The sequence below is a fragment of the Mycobacterium asiaticum genome (assembly GCF_001673635.1).
In the GTDB taxonomy this organism is placed as follows: domain Bacteria; phylum Actinomycetota; class Actinomycetes; order Mycobacteriales; family Mycobacteriaceae; genus Mycobacterium; species Mycobacterium asiaticum_C.
On record NZ_LZMH01000052.1, the window covers coordinates 114,186 to 135,539 of the forward strand.

General features: G+C 65.2%; 23 protein-coding genes. 12 read left to right on the top strand and 11 right to left on the bottom strand.

Annotation, left to right across the window (positions count from 1 at the left end):
* Window positions 1-33: 33 nt before the first annotated feature.
* From ipdC to echA20, 4 genes are read right to left on the bottom strand one after another with little or no spacing between them, the layout of a single operon-like run.
* A complete protein-coding gene (gene ipdC, locus A5645_RS15375; protein WP_065130133.1) occupies window positions 34-1,101 on the bottom strand; it encodes a (3aS,4S,5R,7aS)-5-hydroxy-7a-methyl-1-oxo-octahydro-1H-indene-4-carboxyl-CoA dehydrogenase in 1,068 nt (355 codons plus the stop codon).
* A gap of 10 nt (window positions 1,102-1,111) precedes the next feature.
* Window positions 1,112-1,855 carry a cholesterol ring-cleaving hydrolase subunit IpdB gene (gene ipdB / locus A5645_RS15380; RefSeq protein ID WP_065036157.1) on the bottom strand — a complete coding sequence of 248 codons (744 nt, stop codon included), beginning with the start codon at window positions 1,853-1,855 and terminating at the stop codon, window positions 1,112-1,114.
* Entirely contained in the window at window positions 1,852-2,733 is an 882-nt protein-coding gene (gene ipdA / locus A5645_RS15385) for a cholesterol ring-cleaving hydrolase subunit IpdA (protein ID WP_065036158.1), read from the bottom strand. The genes ipdB and ipdA overlap by 4 nt, the downstream gene beginning before the upstream one ends.
* On the bottom strand, window positions 2,733-3,491 hold the full coding sequence (gene echA20, locus A5645_RS15390; protein ID WP_065036159.1) for a (7aS)-7a-methyl-1,5-dioxo-2,3,5,6,7,7a-hexahydro-1H-indene-carboxyl-CoA hydrolase: 759 nt from the start codon (window positions 3,489-3,491) through the stop codon (window positions 2,733-2,735). Before echA20 ends, ipdA begins: the two co-directional genes overlap by 1 nt.
* Before the next feature lie 56 nt (window positions 3,492-3,547).
* Here echA20 and A5645_RS15395 point away from each other — a divergent pair, with 56 nt between their 5' ends.
* Entirely contained in the window at window positions 3,548-4,333 is a 786-nt protein-coding gene (locus tag A5645_RS15395) for an SDR family oxidoreductase (protein ID WP_436405501.1), read from the top strand.
* A gap of 14 nt (window positions 4,334-4,347) precedes the next feature.
* Window positions 4,348-5,268: an SDR family oxidoreductase gene (locus tag A5645_RS15400; RefSeq protein ID WP_065036160.1), complete on the top strand. Its 921-nt coding sequence runs from the start codon at window positions 4,348-4,350 to the stop codon at window positions 5,266-5,268.
* Window positions 5,269-5,272: 4 nt separating this feature from the next.
* Here the strand turns inward: A5645_RS15400 and A5645_RS15405 are convergent, their stop codons facing one another.
* From A5645_RS15405 to A5645_RS15420, 4 genes are read right to left on the bottom strand one after another with little or no spacing between them, the layout of a single operon-like run.
* Window positions 5,273-6,502: a class I SAM-dependent methyltransferase gene (locus tag A5645_RS15405; protein WP_065130134.1), complete on the bottom strand. Its 1,230-nt coding sequence runs from the start codon at window positions 6,500-6,502 to the stop codon at window positions 5,273-5,275.
* 9 nt (window positions 6,503-6,511) lie between these two features.
* Complete coding sequence (locus tag A5645_RS15410) at window positions 6,512-6,964, bottom strand: nitroreductase family deazaflavin-dependent oxidoreductase (protein ID WP_065130135.1); 453 nt, start codon at window positions 6,962-6,964, stop codon at window positions 6,512-6,514.
* Between the two features lie 9 nt (window positions 6,965-6,973).
* Window positions 6,974-7,360 carry a DUF8021 domain-containing protein gene (locus A5645_RS15415; RefSeq protein ID WP_065036163.1) on the bottom strand — a complete coding sequence of 129 codons (387 nt, stop codon included), beginning with the start codon at window positions 7,358-7,360 and terminating at the stop codon, window positions 6,974-6,976.
* Window positions 7,361-7,367: 7 nt separating this feature from the next.
* Complete coding sequence (locus tag A5645_RS15420; protein ID WP_065130136.1) at window positions 7,368-8,531, bottom strand: steroid 3-ketoacyl-CoA thiolase; 1,164 nt, start codon at window positions 8,529-8,531, stop codon at window positions 7,368-7,370.
* 170 nt (window positions 8,532-8,701) lie between these two features.
* Here A5645_RS15420 and A5645_RS15425 point away from each other — a divergent pair, with 170 nt between their 5' ends.
* From A5645_RS15425 to ltp2, 6 genes are read left to right on the top strand one after another with little or no spacing between them, the layout of a single operon-like run.
* A complete protein-coding gene (locus A5645_RS15425) occupies window positions 8,702-9,955 on the top strand; it encodes a cytochrome P450 (protein ID WP_065036165.1) in 1,254 nt (417 codons plus the stop codon).
* Between the two features lie 5 nt (window positions 9,956-9,960).
* Window positions 9,961-10,965 (top strand): acyl-CoA dehydrogenase family protein, encoded by a 1,005-nt coding sequence (locus A5645_RS15430; protein WP_065130147.1) that lies wholly within the window; start codon window positions 9,961-9,963, stop codon window positions 10,963-10,965.
* On the top strand, window positions 10,965-12,128 hold the full coding sequence (gene fadE29, locus A5645_RS15435) for an acyl-CoA dehydrogenase FadE29 (protein ID WP_065036166.1): 1,164 nt from the start codon (window positions 10,965-10,967) through the stop codon (window positions 12,126-12,128). The genes A5645_RS15430 and fadE29 overlap by 1 nt, the downstream gene beginning before the upstream one ends.
* On the top strand, window positions 12,125-13,075 hold the full coding sequence (locus A5645_RS15440; protein WP_065036167.1) for a bifunctional MaoC family dehydratase N-terminal/OB-fold nucleic acid binding domain-containing protein: 951 nt from the start codon (window positions 12,125-12,127) through the stop codon (window positions 13,073-13,075). Before fadE29 ends, A5645_RS15440 begins: the two co-directional genes overlap by 4 nt.
* Entirely contained in the window at window positions 13,072-13,473 is a 402-nt protein-coding gene (locus tag A5645_RS15445) for a MaoC family dehydratase (protein ID WP_065130137.1), read from the top strand. The genes A5645_RS15440 and A5645_RS15445 overlap by 4 nt, the downstream gene beginning before the upstream one ends.
* Entirely contained in the window at window positions 13,473-14,630 is a 1,158-nt protein-coding gene (ltp2, locus tag A5645_RS15450; protein WP_065036169.1) for a 17-hydroxy-3-oxo-4-pregnene-20-carboxyl-CoA lyase, read from the top strand. Before A5645_RS15445 ends, ltp2 begins: the two co-directional genes overlap by 1 nt.
* Here the strand turns inward: ltp2 and cynR are convergent, their stop codons facing one another.
* Entirely contained in the window at window positions 14,631-15,521 is an 891-nt protein-coding gene (gene cynR, locus A5645_RS15455; protein WP_065130138.1) for a transcriptional regulator CynR, read from the bottom strand.
* A gap of 107 nt (window positions 15,522-15,628) precedes the next feature.
* Here cynR and cynS point away from each other — a divergent pair, with 107 nt between their 5' ends.
* Entirely contained in the window at window positions 15,629-16,099 is a 471-nt protein-coding gene (cynS, locus tag A5645_RS15460) for a cyanase (protein ID WP_065036171.1), read from the top strand.
* 109 nt (window positions 16,100-16,208) lie between these two features.
* On the opposite strand, the gene A5645_RS15465 is transcribed toward cynS, so the two are convergent.
* Both A5645_RS15465 and kstD read right to left on the bottom strand, forming a co-directional pair.
* Window positions 16,209-17,069, bottom strand: a complete 861-nt coding sequence (locus A5645_RS15465; RefSeq protein WP_065036172.1) for a MaoC family dehydratase — start codon at window positions 17,067-17,069, stop codon at window positions 16,209-16,211.
* Window positions 17,069-18,751, bottom strand: coding sequence for a 3-oxosteroid 1-dehydrogenase (gene kstD, locus A5645_RS15470; protein WP_065130148.1), 1,683 nt, complete (start codon window positions 18,749-18,751; stop codon window positions 17,069-17,071). The genes A5645_RS15465 and kstD overlap by 1 nt, the downstream gene beginning before the upstream one ends.
* Window positions 18,752-18,823: 72 nt before the next feature.
* Between kstD and A5645_RS15475 the strand changes: the two genes are divergently transcribed.
* The 3 genes from A5645_RS15475 to dmpG form a co-directional block, all read left to right on the top strand.
* On the top strand, window positions 18,824-19,609 hold the full coding sequence (locus A5645_RS15475; RefSeq protein ID WP_065036173.1) for a 2-keto-4-pentenoate hydratase: 786 nt from the start codon (window positions 18,824-18,826) through the stop codon (window positions 19,607-19,609).
* A gap of 46 nt (window positions 19,610-19,655) precedes the next feature.
* Window positions 19,656-20,570 (top strand): acetaldehyde dehydrogenase (acetylating), encoded by a 915-nt coding sequence (locus A5645_RS15480; RefSeq protein ID WP_065036174.1) that lies wholly within the window; start codon window positions 19,656-19,658, stop codon window positions 20,568-20,570.
* The coding region (gene dmpG, locus A5645_RS15485; protein ID WP_065130139.1) for a 4-hydroxy-2-oxovalerate aldolase at window positions 20,567-21,354 on the top strand (788 nt) is incomplete at its 3' end. The genes A5645_RS15480 and dmpG, both read left to right, overlap by 4 nt.

Here is a 21,354-nt window from a genome sequence, read left to right on the forward strand (position 1 = left end):
GCTGGCATAGCGTAGCCCAGTTGACACGCGCGACTATTCCACGAGCGCGGCCGCCGCTTGTAAATGTGTGATCGCGTCGCGCACGATCGAGTCGATCAGTTCCTTGCACGACGGCAGGTCCTCAAGAATGCCCGCCACCTGGCCGGATGCCAGCACCCCGGCGTCGGTGTTGCCCTCCACCAGCCCGGCCTTGAGCAACATCGGCGTGTTGGCCGCCATGACCACCTGCGACCAGGTCAACTCCTTGCCGTGCCGCATGGCCAGGCCGTCCTGGATCATCGAGCGCCAGGTCATCTGCGACATCTGCTTGAACTTGGCGGCGTTACGAACAGCCGCGGTGAAGCCCCTTGCCCGCGAACCGCTTTCCAGCTTCTCGACCAGCCCAGTGCGCAGCACCCGGTGCGGCATGCCGTCGACCCGGGTGGTGACCACGGTGCCGTCCAGCGCGGCTTCCAAGTACCGCCTCTTCACCGAGTCGGGCACGGTGGAATCCGAGGTGAGCAAAAACCGGGTGCCCATGGCAACTCCGGCCGCCCCGTACGAGAGCGCGGCGGCCAGTCCTCGCCCGTCGAAGAAGCCGCCGGCGGCGATCACCGGGATGCCGGTGCCCTGAACCGCGTCCAGCACGGACGGCAGCAGCAGTGTGGTGGCGACGGGGCCGGTGTGGCCGCCGCCCTCGCCGCCCTGAACGATCATCGCGTCGGCACCCCAGGCCGCCACCTTGCGGGCATGCTTGGCCGCCCCGATCGACGGAACAACCACCGCCCCAGCCTCCTTGAGACGGGCGATCAGCTCCTGCTTGGGCGCCAAAGCGAACGACGCCACCTTGACACCCTCGCGGATCATCAGTTCGACGCGATCGCCGGCATCGGCGGCGTCGGCGCGGATGTTCACTCCGAACGGTCTGTCGGTGGCGGCCTTGACCTTGCCGATGGCGGTTGCCAGTTCATCCAGGGTCATGGTGGCCGACGCCAAGATGCCCAGCCCGCCGGCATTGGCGGTGGCCGACACCAGCCGGGCACCGGCGACCCAGCCCATCCCGGTCTGCACCACCGGGTGCTCGATTCCGACCAGCTCGGTCAGCGGTGTCTTGAGCCTCACCAAAGCCTCACTAACGTATTTCTCGGTCGCGCAGCGCCTTCGGATCGATGACTTCGCGGATCAGGCGCAGCTCGTCCTCGGTTGGCTGCCGGGATTCGCCGGCCTCGTCGAGATCGTGTATCTCGAACGAGGTGGCTTCCCGGACGTCAGCAGGGGTAACGCCGGGGTGCAGGCTCACCGCACGCATGGTGCGGCCCGGGCCGCCGAAGTCGAACACGCCGAGGTTGGACACCACGCGGTAGACGTTGACGAACCGGAACGCCGGATTGTCCGGCTCGATCTTGTCGTAGCCGATGCCGGAGACGATGTCGACCTGCTCGGTGAAGACCCGCTTGGAATGGTTACCCACCCAATAGCTGGTCGCATGATTGATGGTGTTGCCGGGAGAGCCGCGAACACCGAACATCTGCCGGGTCGGTTGCTGCAGCGGCCCGAACGCCGAGATGTTCTGATTGCCATAGCGGTCAACCTGATTGGCGCCCATCACCACGTGCCGCCGGCCCCAGGCCAGGGTCTCGAAGACCCGCCCGAACGGCATCCAGCCCTCGATTGCTCCAGTCTTGCCCATGGCTGGGGTGTCCGCGAGCAGACGTGCCTCACCGTCGGTCAACAAGATGTCGGGGGAGAAAGACAGTCGCGCCAGGCGTGCTCCGATGGACACCATGTTGGTCATCGGGCTGACCATGATTTCGCCTGCGTCCCTGAACAACTCGGCGCACGCGACGGCGCACACCTCGGCACGGGTGGTGGTCATTTCGCGGCCTCCTCACCGAACGCCTTGACCGCCGCCTGGTAGTCGTCCTCACTGCCCGAGAGGTAGGTCGCCACGAACTGCTGCCAGCCCTCTTCCGTCGACGCGGCCTCGGCATAGTGCCGCTGGAACTTCTCGTCGCGACCGTAATCCGGTGCCGCGGTGGTGAAGTGAGCGCCCCCCGGCGCCTCCACGACCCCGTCGACCATCATCCGATTGACCAGCATGGCCTGCGGTGGTACCGATTTGACCAGTTCCTCGGTGTCGACGATGCGCTCCACTGATAGGAAACGCTTGTCGGCGGCCATCAGGAACAGGTCGTCGAAGTAGGGGTCGATACCGGTGTAGGCCGCATTGCCCTGACTGTCACCGAGATTCAAGTGCGCGAACGCGGCATCGAGACGCAGGGCCGGCATCGCGATCAGCTTCTCGTAACCGCCGTCCGTCGGATAGGGCGAAGTGACGGTCTGCAGCTCGCCTTCCCAGAAGTCCAGCACCGAGCTGCCGAGACCGGCGCGAATCGGTAGGAACGGCAACCGTTGTGCCGCCGCCTGCAGGCCGCAGCGCAGCATGCCCTCGTCCATCTCCCGGGCTTCGATGGCACCCGTTGTGCGGGCTTTGGCGAACCACGGGTCGTAGAACGGCGGGGAGTCCAGCGATACGAACCCGTAGTAGACCCGTTTGACTTTGCCGGCCGAGCACAGCAGCCCCAAATCCGGGCCGCCGTAGGTGACCACGGTCAGGTCGGTGACGTCGGTGCGCAGTAGCGCGCGGACAAAGGCCATCGGTTTGCGCCGGGACCCCCATCCGGCAATACCGATGGTCATGCCGCTTTCGACCTGGGCGACGGCGTCGTCGAGAGTGGTGCGCTTGTCGGACACTATGACTTCTTGCCCTTCGCCGTCCCCGCGAACGCATCCCGGTGCTCGTCGGCGACCCCGGCAAGGTTGAGCTCGAAGGTAAAGCCTTGTTCCATGCGGTAACTGGAGTTCACCCGTTGCACGTCGATGAGGTTGAGCGCTTCCTTGGCGGCCCGGATGACGCGGGTGTCCTTGGCGGCGATGTCGCGGGCCACCTTCAGTGCGGCTTCGTCGAGCTGGTCGCGAGGCACCACCTCGTGCACCGAACCGAAGTGATGCAGGGTTGCGGCGTCCACCGTCGCGGCGGTGAAGAACAGCCGGCGCATCATGTGCTGCGGCACCAGGCGGGACAGGTGGGTGGCGGCACCGAGCGCGCCGCGCTCCACTTCCGGCAGGCCGAAGACGGCGTCGTCCGAGGCGACGATGACATCCGAGTTGCCCACCAGCCCGATGCCGCCGCCGACGCAGAAGCCGTTCACCGCGGCGATCACCGGCACCGCGCATTCGTACACCGCACGGAACGCGGCGAAACACCCGCGATTGGCGTCGATCAGGGCGGTGAACCCTTCGGTGCGCTGCATCTCTTTGATGTCGACGCCGGCGTTGAAGCCGCGCCCCTCCGCCCGCAGGATCACCGCATGGGTTTCCTGGTCGCGGCCGGCTGCCGTGATCGTGTCGGCGAGTTCGAACCATCCCTGCGACGGGATGGCGTTGACGGGCGGGTAGTCGACGGTGACCGCGACTATGCCCTTCTCCGGGCTGGTGGTGGTGATGGTCATGGCACTTCCTGCTGGGTCAGTTACCTAAGCAAGCACTTGCTTGGTACGCTAGCACAGTGACCATCCCGCAATCAGCCACCGGCATCAATTTCGGTCTGGCCGGGCGAGTGGCGTTGATAACGGGCGGAGTTCGGGGCGTCGGCGCGGGTATCAGCGCGGTCTTCGCCGAGCAGGGCGCCACGGTGGTGGCCTGCGCGCGACGCGCGGTCGAGGGGTTTCCGCATGAATTCCATTCCTGCGACGTCCGCGATGAAGAAGCCGTCGCGGCGCTCATTGACGCGATCGTCGAGCGGCACGGCAGGCTCGACGTGGTCGTCAACAATGCCGGGGGCTCGCCCTACGTGCTGACCGCTGAGTCCAGCCCGAAATTCAACCGCAAGATCATCGAGCTCAATCTGATTGGCGGGCTGCTTGTTTCGCAATACGCTAACGACAAGATGCAGGGCCAGCCGGGCGGCGGTTCGATCGTCAACATCTGCAGCCTGTCGGGCCGGCGTCCGAGCCCGGGAACAGCAGCGTACGGGGCGGCGAAGGCGGGCTTGGAAAGTCTGACCCAGACGCTGGCGGTGGAATGGGGGCCGAAGGTCCGGGTCAACGCGTGTGTGGTGGGCATGGTCGAAACAGAGCAAGCCGACCTGTTCTACGGGGACGCCGAGTCGATCGCCGCGATTTCGAAGAATGTCCCACTGGGCCGATTGGCCTATCCGCGTGACGTTGGTTGGGCCGCAGCGTTTTTGGCGTCCGATGCGGCGTCTTACATCAGCGGCGCATCGTTGGAGGTCCATGGCGGCGGCGAACCGCCGCACTATCTGGCCACAACGAACGCGAGCGCAGTCAAGTAGAGGAGACGGAGAATATGGGTTTGGTTGACGGCCGGGTGGTCATTGTCACCGGAGCGGGTCGCGGTATCGGCCGCGCGCACGCGTTGGCCTTCGCGGCCGAGGGCGCGCGTGTGGTGGTCAACGACATCGGTGTGGGCCTGGACGGATCCGCCGGCGAAAGCCCCGCGCAGCAGGTGGTCGACGAGATCGTCGCGGCCGGGGGCGAGGCCGTCGCGAACGGTGACGACGTCGCGGACTGGACGGGTGCGCAGAACCTGATCGATACGGCCGTCGACACCTTCGGCGGCCTGGACGTGCTGGTGAACAATGCAGGTTTCATCCGTGACCGAATGTTGGCGAATACCAGCGAAAGTGAGTGGGACGCCGTCATCCGGGTGCACCTGAAGGGTCACTTCGCCACGCTGCGGCACGCCGCTGGTTACTGGCGCCGGCAGATCAAGTCCGGCACCGTCGGTCCCGACGAGCTGAACGCCCGGATCATCAACACCAGCTCCGGCGCCGGCCTGCAGGGCAGCGTCGGCCAGGGCAACTATTCCGCCGCCAAGGCCGGTATCGCCGCGCTGACCCTGGTGGCCGCGGCGGAATTCGGCCGCTACGGGATCACCGTCAATGCGATCGCTCCGGCGGCGCGGACCAGGATGACCGAGGCAGTGTTCGCCGAAACGATGGCCGCGCCGGAGGACGGCGGGTTCGACGCGATGGCGCCGGAAAACGTGTCGCCGCTGGTCGTGTGGCTGGGCAGCGTCGAATCGCGCGAGGTTACCGGCAAGGTGTTCGAAGTCGAGGCGGGCCTGATCCGGGTGGCCGAGGGTTGGGCGCACGGGCCGCAGATCGACAAGGGCGCACGATGGGACCCCGCCGAGCTGGGACCCGTCGTGACCGACCTGCTGGCCAAGGCGCGGACACCGGTCCCGGTGTACGGGGCGGGTTCTTAGGCAGTCAAGACGGGCGCACCGCTGCCAGGCTCATCTCCACAAAGTCGAGCCGCCACAACGACCGGAACAACCCGCGGGCGAAGTTCTCGTACAGCTCGAGCTTGAACGTGTCGGTTTCGCCGTTGGCCACGACGGCAGCGATCTCCCGGATGGTGCGCTGGCCGTTGATGTTTTGCACGAACGGCAATTCGGCGCCATTGAGGGTCATGTCCCAATGCGGTCGGTGAATCTCGGCGCCGTTCAGGTTGCAGTTGAAGCGCATCTGCGGGACGTAGTCGAGGGCTTGCGGCGACGCGAAGTCGATGGCGTAGCTTTCCCGGGGCCTATCCGGGTGCGCAGCGATGAAGAAGTGGCAGGAATTGGCTGTCCGGAGCCGTTCCAGCACCGACCACATCTTCACTTCGGGTAGCGCGGTCATGATCTGGTAGAACTCGTTCGCCGGCGATGACAGGTTGTTGATGTCGTGCGGGTAGTACGGCGCGTTGTGGAACCATCGCTGAAACACCAGTCCGGCCGATTCGACGAGCTCGATGCAGTCGCCGGTGGTGTAGCTGCGGTCGCGGCCGTGCAGACACGTATCGACCAGCCCGGCATCGTAATACAGGTCGGGCGCCGAATCGCGGTAGATCAGGAAGGGGTGCTTGGGGTCCAGCATCGAGATGGTTTCGTTCACGATCCGGATGCCGTCCTCGTCCTGGTGCAACCCGAGATCACGAAACACCGACTGCAGCAACTCAACTCCGTAGCGCCCGTAGCGCGCGTAGAGCATCAGCCCGACGGCCCCGCCTGGCCGCAGACACTTGGCGAGCGCCTTCATGCCGATGTCGGGATCAGCGAGGTGATGCAGTACCCCGGTCGACATGATCAGGTCGAAATCCAGCCCAAGCGTTGACACTTCCTCGATCGGGAGCCGGTGCAGCTCCAGATTCGTCAATCCGTGCCGGTCTTTGAGGTACTGCTCGTGATCGAGTGAGCGCTGGCTGACATCGATGGCGACGACCCTGGCGGTGGGGTTGGTGTGGGCGATGATGGCGGCCTGGTTGCTGCCGCAGCCGGCGATCAGGATGTCCAGGCCCGGGCGATATTCCCGGTCAGGCCAGAAGATCCCGTGCGCATGGCTCGGGTCAAGCCACTGCCATCCGGAAGTGAGCCATTCCTCGATGTCCTGAATCGGTTCGGGGTAGGTCCACTTCTCGTATTGGGCAGAGACGATGTCGTTCAGCCGATCGGTCATGCGCAAATATTAGGGGTCGCAGATGACGAGCGGTATCTCCCGTTCGGTCCACGTCTTGTAGTCGTCGAGCGGCGGATATACGGCAGCCAACTGGGGCCAGTACCGTTCGCGCTCTTCGGGAGTGGCATCGCGCGCCCGCAGCTGCAACACCTCGTCGCGAATCTGCACCGAGACTTTCGGGTTGGCCTTCAAGTTCAGGTACCACAGCGGGTGTTTGTCGGAGCCGCCCCGCGACGCGGGCACCACGACGCGGTCGCCGTCGCGGACGTAGATCAACGGACTCACCCGCGGTTCACCGCTTTTGCGGCCGGTGGTGGTCAGCAGTGCGACGGGGGCCTTCTGGATCGTGCCGCCGAGCTTGCCGTTGCTGCGCCGGTATATCCAGGTGTTGGCCCGGGACATCCACTTGATGAAGTGGTCGCTGAACGGCGAATTCAGAAACCGCGGTCGGGACTTCGGCATGGGGCGATCCTAATGCTGGATGAACGGCTTGAAACGGGCGTCGATGTGGTGGATCTCAGCCCTGCCGGTTGGGCTCTCGGCCGGGATCACGAACGTTTCGGTGACGCGCGCCGCTACGCGCCGACCGCCGAGCGCCGCCTTGCTCAGGACGTCGTATTCGGCGTGCACCCGGTCGCCCTCTATGCGGTAACGCGGCGGCGTCGCGTCCGCGATGACGCGGTATTGGAGCCCGCGATTCAAGCCGCGCCGCAGATGATTTCCGGAGAAACCGTTCTTCACGCCCAATTCGGTGCGGGTGCATCCGGCCGCGAACGGAACAGCATCGGCGTCGTGGCTGACCAGCGCGTCGATGTAGGTCTGCGCCGCCGCGATGCGGCTCTCGTCGGAAACGAGCACCGAGCGGCTAGATGCGCTCGATGATGGTGCCCGTCGACAGGGCGCCGCCAGCGCACATGGTGATCAGTGCCGTGCTCTTGTCGGTGCGCTCCAGTTCGTGCAGGGCGGTGGTGATCAGCCGGCTGCCGGTGCTGCCCACTGGGTGCCCCAACGCGATGGCGCCGCCGTTGACGTTGACCCGGTCCATGTCGGGCTCATGCACCCGTGCCCAGGACAGCACCACCGAAGCGAAGGCCTCGTTGATCTCGACGATGTCGATGTCGCCGATCTTCATGCCCGCCTTCTCCAGCACCTTCGCGGTGGACTGGACGGGACCGTCGAGGTGGTAGTACGGCTCGGCGCCGACGAGCGCCTGACTGACGATCCGGGCCCGCGGCCGAAGGCCCAGTGCCTTGGCCTTGTCCTCGTCCATCCACAACACCGCCGCGGCGCCGTCGGAAATCTGGGACGACGTGCCGGCGGTGTGGATGCCGCCTTCGAGCACCGGCTTGAGTTGGCTCAGGCCGGACAACGTGGTGTCGCGCAGACCCTGGTCGCGGTGCACGGGCGCGCGCTCGTCCGTCGGTTGCTTGTTCTCATTCAGCACCGGCGCTTCGATCGGGGAGATCTCCCGGTCGAAGCGGCCCTCGGTCCAGGCCTGCTTCGCCTTGGCCTGCGAGGCGTAGCCGAACTCGTCGATCTCGTCGCGGGTGATACCACGTCGCTTGGCGATCCGCTCGGCGGCGGTGAACTGGTCGGGCAGGTCGATGTCCCACGACGCGGGCCGCAGGATGCTGCGGTCGGGACCCGCGTTGGCGCCGAGCCCGACGCGACTCATCGCCTCGATGCCGCACGCGATGCCGATGTCGATGGCGCCGGCGGCGATCAGGCCCGCGACGAGGCCGTTGGCTTGCTGGCCGCTGCCGCACTGGCAATCCACCGTCATGGCGCCCACGTGTTCCGGCAGCCCGGCCACCAGCCAGCTCACCCGGGTGATGTTGTTGGACTGCTCGCCGAACTGCGTCACGCAGCCGCCGATGACCTGTTCGACATCGCCGGCGTCGATGCCGGCCTTTTCCACCAGCGCCTTCTGCACCGCGCCCAGCAGCTCGGTTGCATGCAGACCGGATAGCCAGCCGTTGCGCTTACCGATCGGGCTGCGAGTGGCCTCGACGATTACCGGGTTACCCATGAGGCCAGGCTAGAACACGTTTCATTACTATGACAAGCGAGGATGCTCCGACGCCTTTTGTCTGCGGTGGAGGCATGTTTTACTGGCAACAGAGCATCACTAGGACAGCTAGTGTCCTGGGATCGTGAGACGCAAGCCAGTCACTGGAGACTGTAGTTAGGAGAACTAGCGTGCCCAGCCCCAATCTTCCCCCGAAGTTCGATTTCACCGACCCCGACATCTACACCGAGCGTATTCCGGTCGAAGAGTTTGCTGAGGTGCGGGCGACCGCTCCGGTGTGGTGGAACGAGCAGGACCCGGAAAACTGCGGCGGGTTCCATGACGGTGGCTACTGGGCGATCACCAAGCTCAACGACGTCAAAGAGGTATCGCGCCGCAGTGACGTCTTCTCCAGCTACGAGAACGGTGTGATCCCCCGGTTCAACAACGACATCGCGCGCGAGGACATCGAGGTGCAGCGGTTCGTGATGCTGAACATGGATGCGCCGCACCACACCCGGTTGCGCAAGATCATCTCCCGCGGGTTCACGCCGCGCGCGGTGGGACGCCTGCAGGACGAATTGCACGAGCGTGCCCAGAAGATTGCCCAGGAGGCGCTGGCGACGGGCACCGGTGACTTCGTCGAGCAGGTCTCCGCCGAATTGCCGCTTCAGGCGATCGCCGGTCTGCTCGGGGTGCCGCAGGAGGATCGCGGCAAGTTGTTCGAGTGGTCGAATGAGATGACCGGCAACGACGACCCGGAGTACGCGCACATCGACCCCAAGATGTCATCGGCGGAGCTGATCGGCTACGCGATGAAGATGGCCGAAGAGCGGGCCAAGAACCCCGGCGACGACATCGTCACCCAGCTGATCCAGGCCGACATCGACGGCGAGAAGCTCTCCGATGACGAGTTCGGCTTCTTCGTGGTGATGTTGGCGGTGGCCGGCAACGAAACCACCCGCAACTCCATCACCCAGGGCATGATGGCCTTCGCCGACTTCCCGGACCAGTGGGAGCTCTACAAGAAGGAGCGCCCGGAGACGGCCGCCGACGAGATCGTCCGCTGGGCTACCCCGGTCACCTGCTTCCAGCGCACGGCGCTCGAGGACTACGAACTGTCCGGGGTGAAGATCAAGAAGGGCCAGCGGGTGATCATGTTCTACCGTTCGGCCAATTTCGACGAAGAGGTCTTCGAGGATCCGTACTCGTTCAACATCCTGCGAAACCCCAACCCGCACGTTGGTTTTGGCGGCACCGGGGCGCACTACTGCATTGGCGCCAACCTCGCGCGGATGACGATCAACCTGATCTTCAACGCCGTCGCCGATCACATGCCGGACCTCAAGCCATTGTCCAAGCCCGAACGGCTGCGGTCGGGGTGGCTGAACGGCATCAAGCATTGGCAGGTCGACTACACCGGCAAGTGCCCGGTGGCGCACTGATCACGATGGACTTCGATCTCTCCGCAGAGCAGGAGGCCGTCGCCGACGTTGTCACGTCGGTCATGCAGCGTGACCTGACCTGGAAAGCCCTGGCCGACGGTGGTGTTACGGCTCTGGCGGTGCCCGAACGCCTCGGCGGTGACGGGGTAGGGCTTTCGGAAGTGGGCACGGTGCTGACCGAACTCGGACGGCATGGCGCGATCACCGAGGCACTGGCCACCCTCGGTTTCGGTGTGGTGCCGTTGCTCGACCTGGCCTCCGAGGAGCAACAGGACCGTTTTCTGGCCGGGGTAGCCAAAGGCGGGGTGCTCACCGCCGCGCTCAACGAGCCCGGCCGGGCGCTGCCGGATCGGCCCGCGGTGACGTTCAGTGGTGGCCGGTTGTCGGGCGTGAAGGTCAGCGTCGGGTACGCCGAAGCCGCGGACTGGATGCTGGTGACGGCCGACACCGCGGTGGTGGTGGTGTCACCGAAAGCCGATGGTGTGCAACTGGTCCGGACGCCGACGTCGAATGGTTCCGACGAGTACTCGGTGACATTCAACGACGTCGCGGTCGCAGAGTCTGACGTTCTGGCCGGCGCTTCACCGGCCCGGGTGAATCAGTTGGCGCTGGCGATGATCGGCGCGTACGCGGACGGCCTGGTGGCCGGGGCGCTGCGACTGACCGCGGACTACGTCGCCAACCGCAAGCAGTTCGGCAAGCCGCTGTCGACATTCCAGACGGTCGCGGCGCAGTTGGCGGAGGTCTACATCGCCTCGCGCACAATCAATTTGGCGGCCAAGGCGGTGATCTGGAAGCTGGCCGAGGGCCGGGATGCCGATTCCGACCTGGACGTGCTCGGATACTGGCTGGCGTCGCAGGCGCCGCCGGTGATGCAGATCTGTCACCACCTGCACGGCGGGATGGGCATGGATATCACCTATCCGATGCACCGGTACTACTCCACGATCAAGGACCTGACCCGGTTGTTGGGCGGGCCCTCGCATCGTCTCGATTTGGTGGGAGTCTGATGTTCATCGACTTGACTCCGGAGCAGCGTCAGCTGCAGGCGGAGCTACGGGAATACTTCTCGAATCTGATTTCGTCCGATGAGGCGAAGGCGATGGAGCAGGACCGTCACAACGAGGCCTACCGCGCGGTGATCCGCCGGATGGGCAAAGACGGCAAGCTTGGTGTCGGGTGGCCAAAAGAGTACGGCGGTCTGGGATTTGGGCCGATTGAGCAGTCGATCTTCGTCAACGAGGCGCACCGGGCCGACGTACCGCTGCCCGCAGTCACGCTGCAGACGGTAGGTCCGGTGCTGCAGCAGTTCGGCAGCGAGTTGCAGAAGAAGAAGTTCCTGCCGGCGATCCTGGCCGGTGAGGTGCACTTTGCGATCGGCTACACCGAACCGGACGCGGGCACCGACCTGGCGTCGTTGCGGACGACGGCCGTGCGGCACGGCGACGAGTACATCGTCAACGGGCAGAAGATCTTCACCACCGGCGCGCACGACGCCGACTACATCTGGCTGGCTTGCCGCACCGACCCCGAAGCCGTAAAACACAAGGGCATTTCGATTCTGATCGTCGACACCAAGGACCCCGGCTACTCCTGGACGCCGATCATACTGTCCGACGGCGCCCACCACACCAACGCCACCTACTACAACGACGTGCGGGTGCCGGCCGACATGTTGGTGGGGGAGGAGAACGGCGGCTGGCGGCTGATCACGACGCAGCTCAACAACGAGCGGGTGATGCTGGGGCCGGCCGGGCGCACCGCGGGCATCTATGACCGTGTGCACGCGTGGGCGTCCAAGCCCGGTGGCGACGGCGTCACCCCTATCGATCACCAGGACGTCAAACGGGCGCTCGGCGAAATCTATTCGATGTGGCGGATCAACGAGTTGCTGAACTGGCAGGTCGCCGCCGCGGGCGAGGACATCAACGTGGCCGATGCCGCGTCGACGAAAGTCTTTGGCACCGAGAAGATTCAGTACATCGGGCGGCTCGCCGAGGAGATCGTCGGCAAGTACGGTAACCCGGCCGAGCCCGAAACCGCCGAGCTGCTCGAGTGGCTGGACTCCCAGACCAAGCGCAACCTGGTGATCACCTTCGGCGGGGGCGTCAACGAAGTCATGCGTGAAATGATCGCTGCCGCAGGCCTGAAGGTGCCGAGGGTGCCTCGATGAGCGAACTGCAGGAGGCCATCGCAGAGGTAATCGCGACGGTCGTCGCCAAGCCGCGCGAAGCGCGGGATCCGGTGAACCAGCCGATCATCAATAACTGGGTCGAAGCGCTGGGCGACCACAATCCGATTTATGTGGACGAAGCAGCGGCCAAGGCTGCCGGTCATCCTGGGATCGTGGCCCCACCAGCCATGATTCAGGTGTGGACGATGTTCGGTCAGGGCGGCGAGCGCCCTACCGACGATCCCATGGGCCCGATCATGCAACTGTTCGACGACGCGGGATACGTCGGCGTGGTTGCGACCAACTGTGAGCAGACTTACCACCGCTATCTGCGGCCCGGTGAGCAGGTAAGCATCGTTTCGGAGATGCGCGATGTGGTGGGGCCCAAGCAGACCGCGCTCGGTGAGGGCTACTTCATCAACCAACTCATCACCTGGCGGGTAGGTGATGAGGATGTAGCCGAGATGAATTGGCGCATCCTCAAGTTCAAGCCGGCCGCGCCGTCGTCTGGTGCCGCGGTGCCGGAGGACCTGGATGCCGACGCCATGATGCGTCCCGCATCGTCGCGCGACACCGCGTTCTTCTGGGAAGGGGTCAACGCGCACGAGTTGCGCATCCAGAAACTTGCCGACGGTACGTTGCAGCACCCGCCGGTGCCGGCGATCTGGCAGGACCCCGCGACACCCATCGAATATGAGGTGGCCAGCGGTCGCGGCACGGTGTTCAGTTTCGTGGTGCACCATGCGCCCAAGGTGCCGGGCCGCACACTGCCGTTCGTGATCGCTCTGGTGGAGCTGGAGGAGGGTGTGCGGATGCTGGGCGAGTTGCGGGGTGTCGACCCGGCTGCCGTCGAGATCGGAATGCCGGTGCGGGCAACGTATATAGATTTCCCGGCCGGTGATTCCGGGCCGGAGTGGACCCTGTACGCGTGGGAGCCGGACGCATGAGTGCACCTGTGGTGGAAGTCGGCCTGCGACTGCCCGAGTTGAAGCTCGAAGGAACCCCGACCTTCATCATTTCGACGGCCTTGGCTACCCGAGATTTTCAGGATGTGCACCACGACCGCGACTTGGCGCAGGCCAAAGGTTCCAAGGACATCTTCGTCAATATTTTGACCGACACCGGGCTGGTGCAGCGCTACATCACCGACTGGGCAGGTCCGTCGGCGTTGATCAAGTCGGTCGGGCTGCGGCTCGGCGTGCCGTGGTACGCCTACGACACGGTGACCTTCTCTGGTGAGGTGACCGCCGTCGAGGACGGTTTGATCACGGTGAAGGTGGTGGGCGCCAACAGTCTTGGCAATCACGTGATCGCTACGGTGACATTGACTCTTGGGGGTTCGTAGTGCTGTCGGGAAAGGCTGCCATCGTCGGGATCGGTGCCACCGACTTCTCGAAGAACTCCGGTCGCAGCGAGCTGCGGCTGGCCGCCGAAGCGGTGCGGGACGCATTGGACGACGCGGGGTTGACGCCGGCCGATGTCGACGGTCTGACCACCTTCACCATGGACACCAACACCGAAATCGCGGTGGCACGTGCCGCCGGGATCGGTGACCTGAAATTCTTCTCCAAGATCCACTACGGTGGCGGCGCTGCGTGTGCGACGGTGCAGCAGGCCGCGATTGCGGTCGCCACCGGGGTGGCTGACGTGGTGGTGGCATACCGGGCGTTCAATGAGCGATCCGGGATGCGGTTCGGTCAGGTGCAGACCCGGCTGACCGAGAACGCCGACTCGACCGGGGTGGACAACTCGTTCTCCTATCCGCATGGGCTCTCGACGCCGGCCGCGCAGGTGGCGATGATCGCCCGGCGCTACATGCACTGGTCCGGGGCTTCGAGCCGGGACTTCGGCGCGGTGTCGGTGGCCGACCGCAAGCATGCCGCCAAGAACCCCAAGGCCTACTTCTACGAGAAGCCGATAACCATTGAGGATCACCAGAATTCGCGGTGGATCGCCGAGCCGTTACGGTTGCTGGACTGCTGCCAGGAGACCGACGGCGCGGTGGCGATCGTGGTGACGTCGGTGGAGCGGGCTCGGGATCTCAAGCACCGCCCGGCCGTCATCGAGGCGGCGGCCCAGGGATCGAGTCCCGACCAGTACACGATGGTCAGCTACTACCGACCCGAACTCGGGTTGCCCGAGATGGGTCTGGTGGGACAACAGCTTTGGGCGCAGTCGGGTCTGTCACCGGCCGACATCCAGACCGCGGTGCTCTATGACCACTTCACGCCGTTCACGCTGATTCAGTTGGAAGAGTTGGGCTTCTGCGGGCGCGGTGAGGCCAAGGAGTTTGTCGCCGACGGTGCGATCGAGGTGGGTGGGCGGTTGCCGATCAACACCCACGGCGGGCAGCTTGGTGAGGCATACATCCACGGCATGAACGGAATCGCCGAGGGTGTAAGGCAATTGCGTGGCACCTCGGTCAACCCGGTGCCGGATGTTGAGCACGTGCTGGTGACTGCCGGTACGGGTGTGCCGACGTCGGGGCTGATCCTGGGGTAGTCACCGCTGTGGCATGACCCGTGACACATACTCGCGGGTGAGGCGTGCGAACGCTCGGGCGGCGGCGGTTTGATAGGTGCCTTCGTGGGCGAGCAGTGTGACCGTCCGCGTCGGTAGGGGCGGCTCCAGAGGGACCGGGCGGAGCTGCAGGTGGCGGGCGGCGATCGCGTCGGGCAGGACGGTGACCAGCGAAGTGTGCCGGACTATTTCGATTAGTGCCTGAATCGAGTTGGCTTCCAATACGATTCGAGGTGCGATGCGGTGCTGGGTGAAGTAAGCGTCGATGTGGTCGCGGGTGGCGAAATCGGTAGTGATCAGGGCCAGTGGCTGGTGTTCGACCGTCTTGGCCGTCAGCCGCTCAACGGTACTAGAGACGCCTGCGACGGCGATCAGCGTCTCTGTGAAAAGCGTTGTGGCCCTGACCCCTTGCACGTGCGGTTGGTCAAAGGCAACACCAAGGTCGAGTTCGTCGGCCAAGAGCTTGTTCTCCATGCTTTCCTGGCTCATTTCCCTAATCGTCACAGTGATGCCGGGGTGGTGGTGGTGTAGTTCGGCGATCAGCGGCGCGACCAGATAAGCGGTGAAGGTCGGGGTGACGGCAAGCCGCAGATGGCCCCGCGAGAGGTCGGTTACGTCGTGCACAGCTCGTTGGCCGGCGGCGAGTTCTCGCAGCGCCCGCTGGGCATGTTCGAGGTAAGCCTGACCGGCATCGGTGAGGCGCACCGAGCGGCCGCTGCGGTCGAGCAGTTGCGCACCGATGCCGCGCTCCAATTGCTGAATCTGTTGGGACAACGTCGGTTGGGAGACATGGAGGTCCTGGGCTGCGCGGGTGAAGTTCCCGTGGGCGGCGACGGCTTGCAGATATCGGAGGTGACGCAGTTCCGGCTGCATGAAGCAACTATAGATGAAACCAATTAGATCGATCAGAAATGGGTCTTGGACACTATGGCACCAGTGCGCGCATCGTCGATGTGTAGTCACAGCGAAAGGAAAATCCAATGACTCATGCACAACTCAACCCCGGCGCACGGCAAGCTCTGGCCGTCGCCGCAGTCGACGCGAAGGTCACGAAGAATCTGACGTGGCAAGACATTGCCGACGCAGCCGGCCTATCCGTTGTTTTCACCACCGCCGCAGTGCTTGGTCAACACGCATTGCCTAGGGAGGCCGCCACTGCCGTCGCCGACCTGCTGGGTCTTGGCGATGACGGGGCGAGGCTGCTGCAGACGATCCCGTATAGGGGCAGCATCCCTGGGGGCGTGCCTAGCGACCCGACGATCTACCGGTTCTACGAGATGATCCAGACCTACGGGACCACGCTCAAGGCGATCATCCACGAGCAGTTCGGCGACGGCATTATCAGCGGCATCAACTTCAAGCTCGATGTGACCAAGGTGCCGGACCCCGAGGGCGGCGAGCGCGCGGTGATCACCCTGAACGGAAAGTATTTGCCCGTCAAGCCATTCTGACGAAAGCCTGCCGCGCGTCACGGCATTGTGGCTGTGGGCAGCGAGCGCCACGCCAGCGTGACGCTCGGCGGCGATAGGCGGGGGCGGGCGTTAGGGTCGGGGCCGGGCGTTAGGCCGGCACCAACTCGACGCCACTCAACACCACGGCGTTGTCGCGCGCGGGTGCGACGACGCCGGCCAGGAACCGGCCGTCTTCCTTCCAAACGTTGACTTGCAACGTCTCACCGGGATATGCGACGCCCGCAAAACGCGCGCCGTAGGCCGCCACCGCGCCAGCATCCCCGTCTAACAGCGCATCGGTGATCGCCTTGCAGGTCATGCCGTAGGTGCACAGCCCATGCAGGATCGGCGCGGGAAAGCCTGCGGCGGAAGCGAATTCGGGATCGGAGTGCAGTGGGTTGCGGTCGCCACACAACCGGTAAAGCAGCGCCTGTTGCGGCAGGATGGGCACCGCGAGCTCGAGGTCGGGCGCACGGTCGGGGGCGCCGTCCGAACCTGAGGGTCCGCGGTCACCGCCGAATCCGCCTTCACCGCGGGCGAAGATCGACCGCCGCTGCGTCCACAGCAGGCTGCCGTCGGGTGCGGTCACCGTCGTCTCGCTCCAGATCACCGCGGCCTTGCCTTTGTCCCAGATGTCGGTGAACCGGGTGACGGCCTTACCCGAACCCGAAGGGGGCAGCGGTCCCGGCACTTCCACGCGCTCCGATGCGTGCAGCACCTTGCTGAGTTCGATGTCGATTCCGGGGAATTGAACGGTGGGCGGCTTTGTCATGTGGAACGACGCGGCGACATTGCCGAAGGTGGGCAACACCTGCGGCGTGTCGTCAATGAGGTAACGCAGTTCACGCGGGTCCAACGGGTCCGCGCCGGCGCCCAAGCCCAGGTGGTAGAGCTGGATGTCGCTACTGGTCCAGGAGAATTCAATCGGATCAAGCTCGGCGGCGAGAGCGACCTCGACATCAATCGGCATTACCGGGCCTCCGCGATGTGCAGTGCGGCCAGATACCCGAACGTCATGGCCGGTCCGATGGTGCCGCCGGGTCCGGGGTAGGTGTGCCCCATCACCGGTGAACTGACATTGCCTGCGGCGTAGAGGCCTCCGATGACGCTGTCGTCGTCGCGCAGGGCACGGCCATGGATGTCGGTGCGAATGCCGCCCTTGGTGCCGAGGTCACCGGGCACCATCTTCGCAGCGTAATACGGGGCGTGGGTGAGCTCGCCGAGGTTCGGGTTCGGCTTGTTCGTGGGGTCGCCGTAGTACTTGTCGTAGGCGCTTTCGCCGCGGTGGAAGTCCTCATCGACGCCGGTGCGGGCGAAGCCGTTGAAGCGCTTGACCGTAGCCATGAACTCGTCGACCGGTAGGCCAGCCTTGGTGGCCAGCTCTTCCAGCGTGTCAGCCTGGATGATGACGCCGGACTCCGTCCACTTGCGTGGAATCCGCTGGCCTGCCTGCAAACCCGCGAAGATGTATCGGTCGCGGTATTGCTGGTCGAACACCAGCCAGGCGGGGATGTTCTCACCCGGTCCCGGGCCCTGGCCGTGGTCGCCGCCGTACATGCGGTGGCCGGCTTCGACGTAGGGCAGCGACTCGTTCATGAACCGCTTGCCCGACATGTTGACCATGATCGCGCCCGGGGAGTTGCGTTCAGAGAGAGCGATCCACGGCGCACCCACCAGCGGCACCGTGGGGATCCACCAGGCATCTTCCATGAAATCCAAGGCTGCGCCTAGCTTTTCGCCCGCGGCAATGCCGTCACCGGTATTCGCCTTCGCGCCGACCGTCCACTCCGTTCCGATCGGGGCGCGCTGATACTTCACCCGCATCTGCTCGTTGTGCTCGAACCCGCCGGACGCCAGGATGACGCCACGGCGGGCCCGGATCAGGCGCGGCTCGGCGGATTCGGACGCCGCGGTGTCTCGCACATAGACCCCGCGCACCAGGCCGTCCTCCACATGCAGATCGGTCAGCGCGGTGTTGAGCACGACCGGAACCCCCGCCTGCTGCAACCCGATTCGCAGGGGCGCGATGAGTGCCCGGCCCATGCCGACGAGGTTCTTGCCGGTCGACTTTGCCCACATGCTCCGCGCCCCGACCTTCAGACTGCGCAGCACACCGCGGGGGTGGCGTTTGAGCAAATTCAGCCGTACGTAGTCCTGTTGCATCACAACCACGTTCAGTGGGACCTTGCCGTATGCGGGTTCCAGGCCGGCCTCGTCGGGACCCAACTTGCGGGCGTTGAACGGCTTCGGTTCGATCGAACGCCCGTCGGCCCGCCCGCCCGGCGCCTCCGGGTAGTAGTCGGAGTAGCGCGGCACCCAGCACATCTTCAGCGGGGTGTGCTTGAGCACGAACGAGAGCATCTCGGGCCCGCGCTGCAGGTAGGTGTCGATGCGCTCTGGCTCGACGACGTCGCCGATGATGCCGTGCAGGTAGGTGCGGGCCGCCTCCGGGGTGTCCTTGACGCCGGCGCGCTCGAGAACTTCGTTGTTGGGAATCCAGACTCCGCCGCCCGAGCGGGCGGTCGAGCCGCCGAAGTGCGGCGCCTTCTCGATGACTACTGTCGAGAGGCCGCGGTGCGCGGCGGTCAAGGCAGCCACCATGCCGGCGCCGCCGCTCCCGACCACGACGACGTCGTACTCCTGTGCTGTCATGTAGAACACGTTATAGAATTGCCCGGGTCGGGCGCTACTGGCCCGGTCACGAGAACGAGGGGACTTCGGCAAATGCTCGATGTTGGGACCCGTGACGAGCTTGCGGCCGACCTGGCCCAGGCCGAACGGAGCCGCGAGCCGATCGCCCCGTTGACGGCCGCCTACCCCGATATCGACGTCGTCGACGCCTACGAGATCCAGCTGATCAACATCCGGCAGCGCGTCGCCGAAGGTGCCCGGGTGGTCGGGCACAAGGTGGGGCTGTCGTCGAAGGTGATGCAGCAGATGATGGGCGTCAACGAGCCCGACTACGGGCACCTGCTCGACGACATGCAGGTGTTCGAGGATGTCGCGGTGCAGACGTCGCGTTACCTGCTGCCGCGGGTCGAGGTCGAGGTCGGCTTCATCCTGTCGGCCGATCTGCCCGGCGCGGAATGCACCGAAGACGACGTGCTGGCCGGAACCGAAGCTCTGGTGCCGTCGATCGAGCTGATCGACACCCGGATCAAGGACTGGCAGATCAAGATCTGCGACACCATCGCCGACAACGCGTCATCGGCGGGCTTCGTCCTGGGAGCGGCACGGGTGTCACCTGACGACATCGACGTCAAGGGGATTGACGCGAAGCTGACCCGCAACGGGGAGCTGATCGCCGAAGGTCGCAGCGACGCTGTGCTGGGAAATCCGGTCACCGCGGTGGCCTGGCTGGCCCGCAAGGTGGAAAGTTTTGGCGTGCGCCTGAAAAAGGGTGACATCGTGTTACCCGGATCATGCACCTTCGCCGTCGACGCGCGGGCGGGCGACGAATTCGTCGCCGACTTCGCGGGACTGGGTGCCGTCCATTTGGCGTTTGAATAAGTCTTTGAAAAGGTCACGCCGCGACCATCGGGTAAGGAGCGTTCACATGCCGGAAAAGGCCAGTGTTGCCATCGTCGGATCGGGCAACATCAGCACTGATCTGCTCTACAAGCTGCTCCGGTCGGACTGGCTGGAACCGCGCTGGATGGTAGGCATCGACCCGGAGAGCGAAGGTCTGGCGCGGGCTCGCAAGCTCGGGTTGGAGACCAGCCACAAGGGCGCCGACTGGTTGCTGGAACAGCCGGAGAAGCCCGACCTGGTGTTCGAGGCGACCAGTGCCTACGTGCACAAGGATGCGGCGCCCAAGTACGAGGCGGCCGGTATCCGCGCCATCGACCTGACTCCGGCGGCGGTCGGACCGGCGGTGATTCCGCCGGCCAACCTGCGCGCGCACCTGGACGCGCCGAACGTCAACATGATCACCTGCGGCGGACAGGCGACCATCCCGATCGTCTACGCCGTGTCCCGGGTGGTCGACGTCCCGTATGCGGAGATCGTGGCGTCCGTCGCTTCCGTCTCCGCAGGCCCGGGCACCAGGGCGAATATCGACGAATTCACCAAAACCACATCGCGTGGAGTCGAGACGATCGGCGGCGCCGCCCGCGGCAAGGCCATCATCATCCTCAACCCGGCCGACCCGCCGATGATCATGCGCGACACGATTTTCTGCGCCATCCCCGAGGACGCCGACCGCGACGCGATCGCCAAGTCCATTCACGAGGTGGTGGCCGAGGTGCAGACGTATGTGCCGGGGTACCGGCTGCTGAACGAGCCGCAGTTCGACGAACCGTCGATCAACTCCGGCGGCCAGGCGCTGGTCACCACGTTCGTGGAGGTGGAGGGCGCCGGCGATTACCTGCCGCCGTACGCGGGCAACCTGGACATCATGACCGCGGCCGCGACCAAGGTGGGCGAGGAAATCGCCAAGGAGACGCTGGCCGTGACGGGAGGCGCACGATGACTTCACCCTCGATCTGGGATGTACGGATTACGGACACCTCGCTGCGCGACGGGTCGCACCACAAACGGCACCAATTCACCAAGGACGAAGTGCAGGCGATCGTGACGGCGATCGACGCCGCCGGCGTACCGGTGATCGAGGTGACGCACGGGGATGGCCTGGGCGGCTCGTCGTTCAATTACGGGTTCTCCAAGACGCCCGACCAGGAACTGATCAAGCTCGCCGCCGAGACGGCGCGCGACGCCAAGATCGCCTTCCTGATGCTGCCGGGCGTCGGCACCAAAGAGGACATCAAGCAGGCGCAGGACAACGGCGGCTCCATCTGCCGCATCGCCACCCACTGCACCGAGGCCGACGTTTCCATTCAGCACTTCGGGCTGGCTCGCGAGCTGGGCCTGGAGACCGTCGGGTTCCTGATGATGGCCCACACCATTCCGCCGGAGAAGCTGGCCGCTCAGGCCCGCATCATGGCCGACGCGGGTTGCCAATGCGTCTACGTCGTCGACTCCGCCGGCGCGCTGGTGCTCGACGGAGTCGCCGACCGGGTGGCAGCGCTGGTCGACGAGTTGGGCTCGGATGCGGAAGTCGGTTTCCACGGGCACGAGAACCTCGGGCTCGGAGTCGCGAACTCGGTCGAGGCGGTACGCGCCGGCGCCAAGCAGATCGACGGCAGCGTGCGCCGGTTCGGCGCCGGAGCCGGTAACGCTCCGGTGGAAGCGCTGATCGGGGTGTTCGACAAGATCGGCGTCAAGACGGGTATCGACTTCTTCGACATCGCCGACGC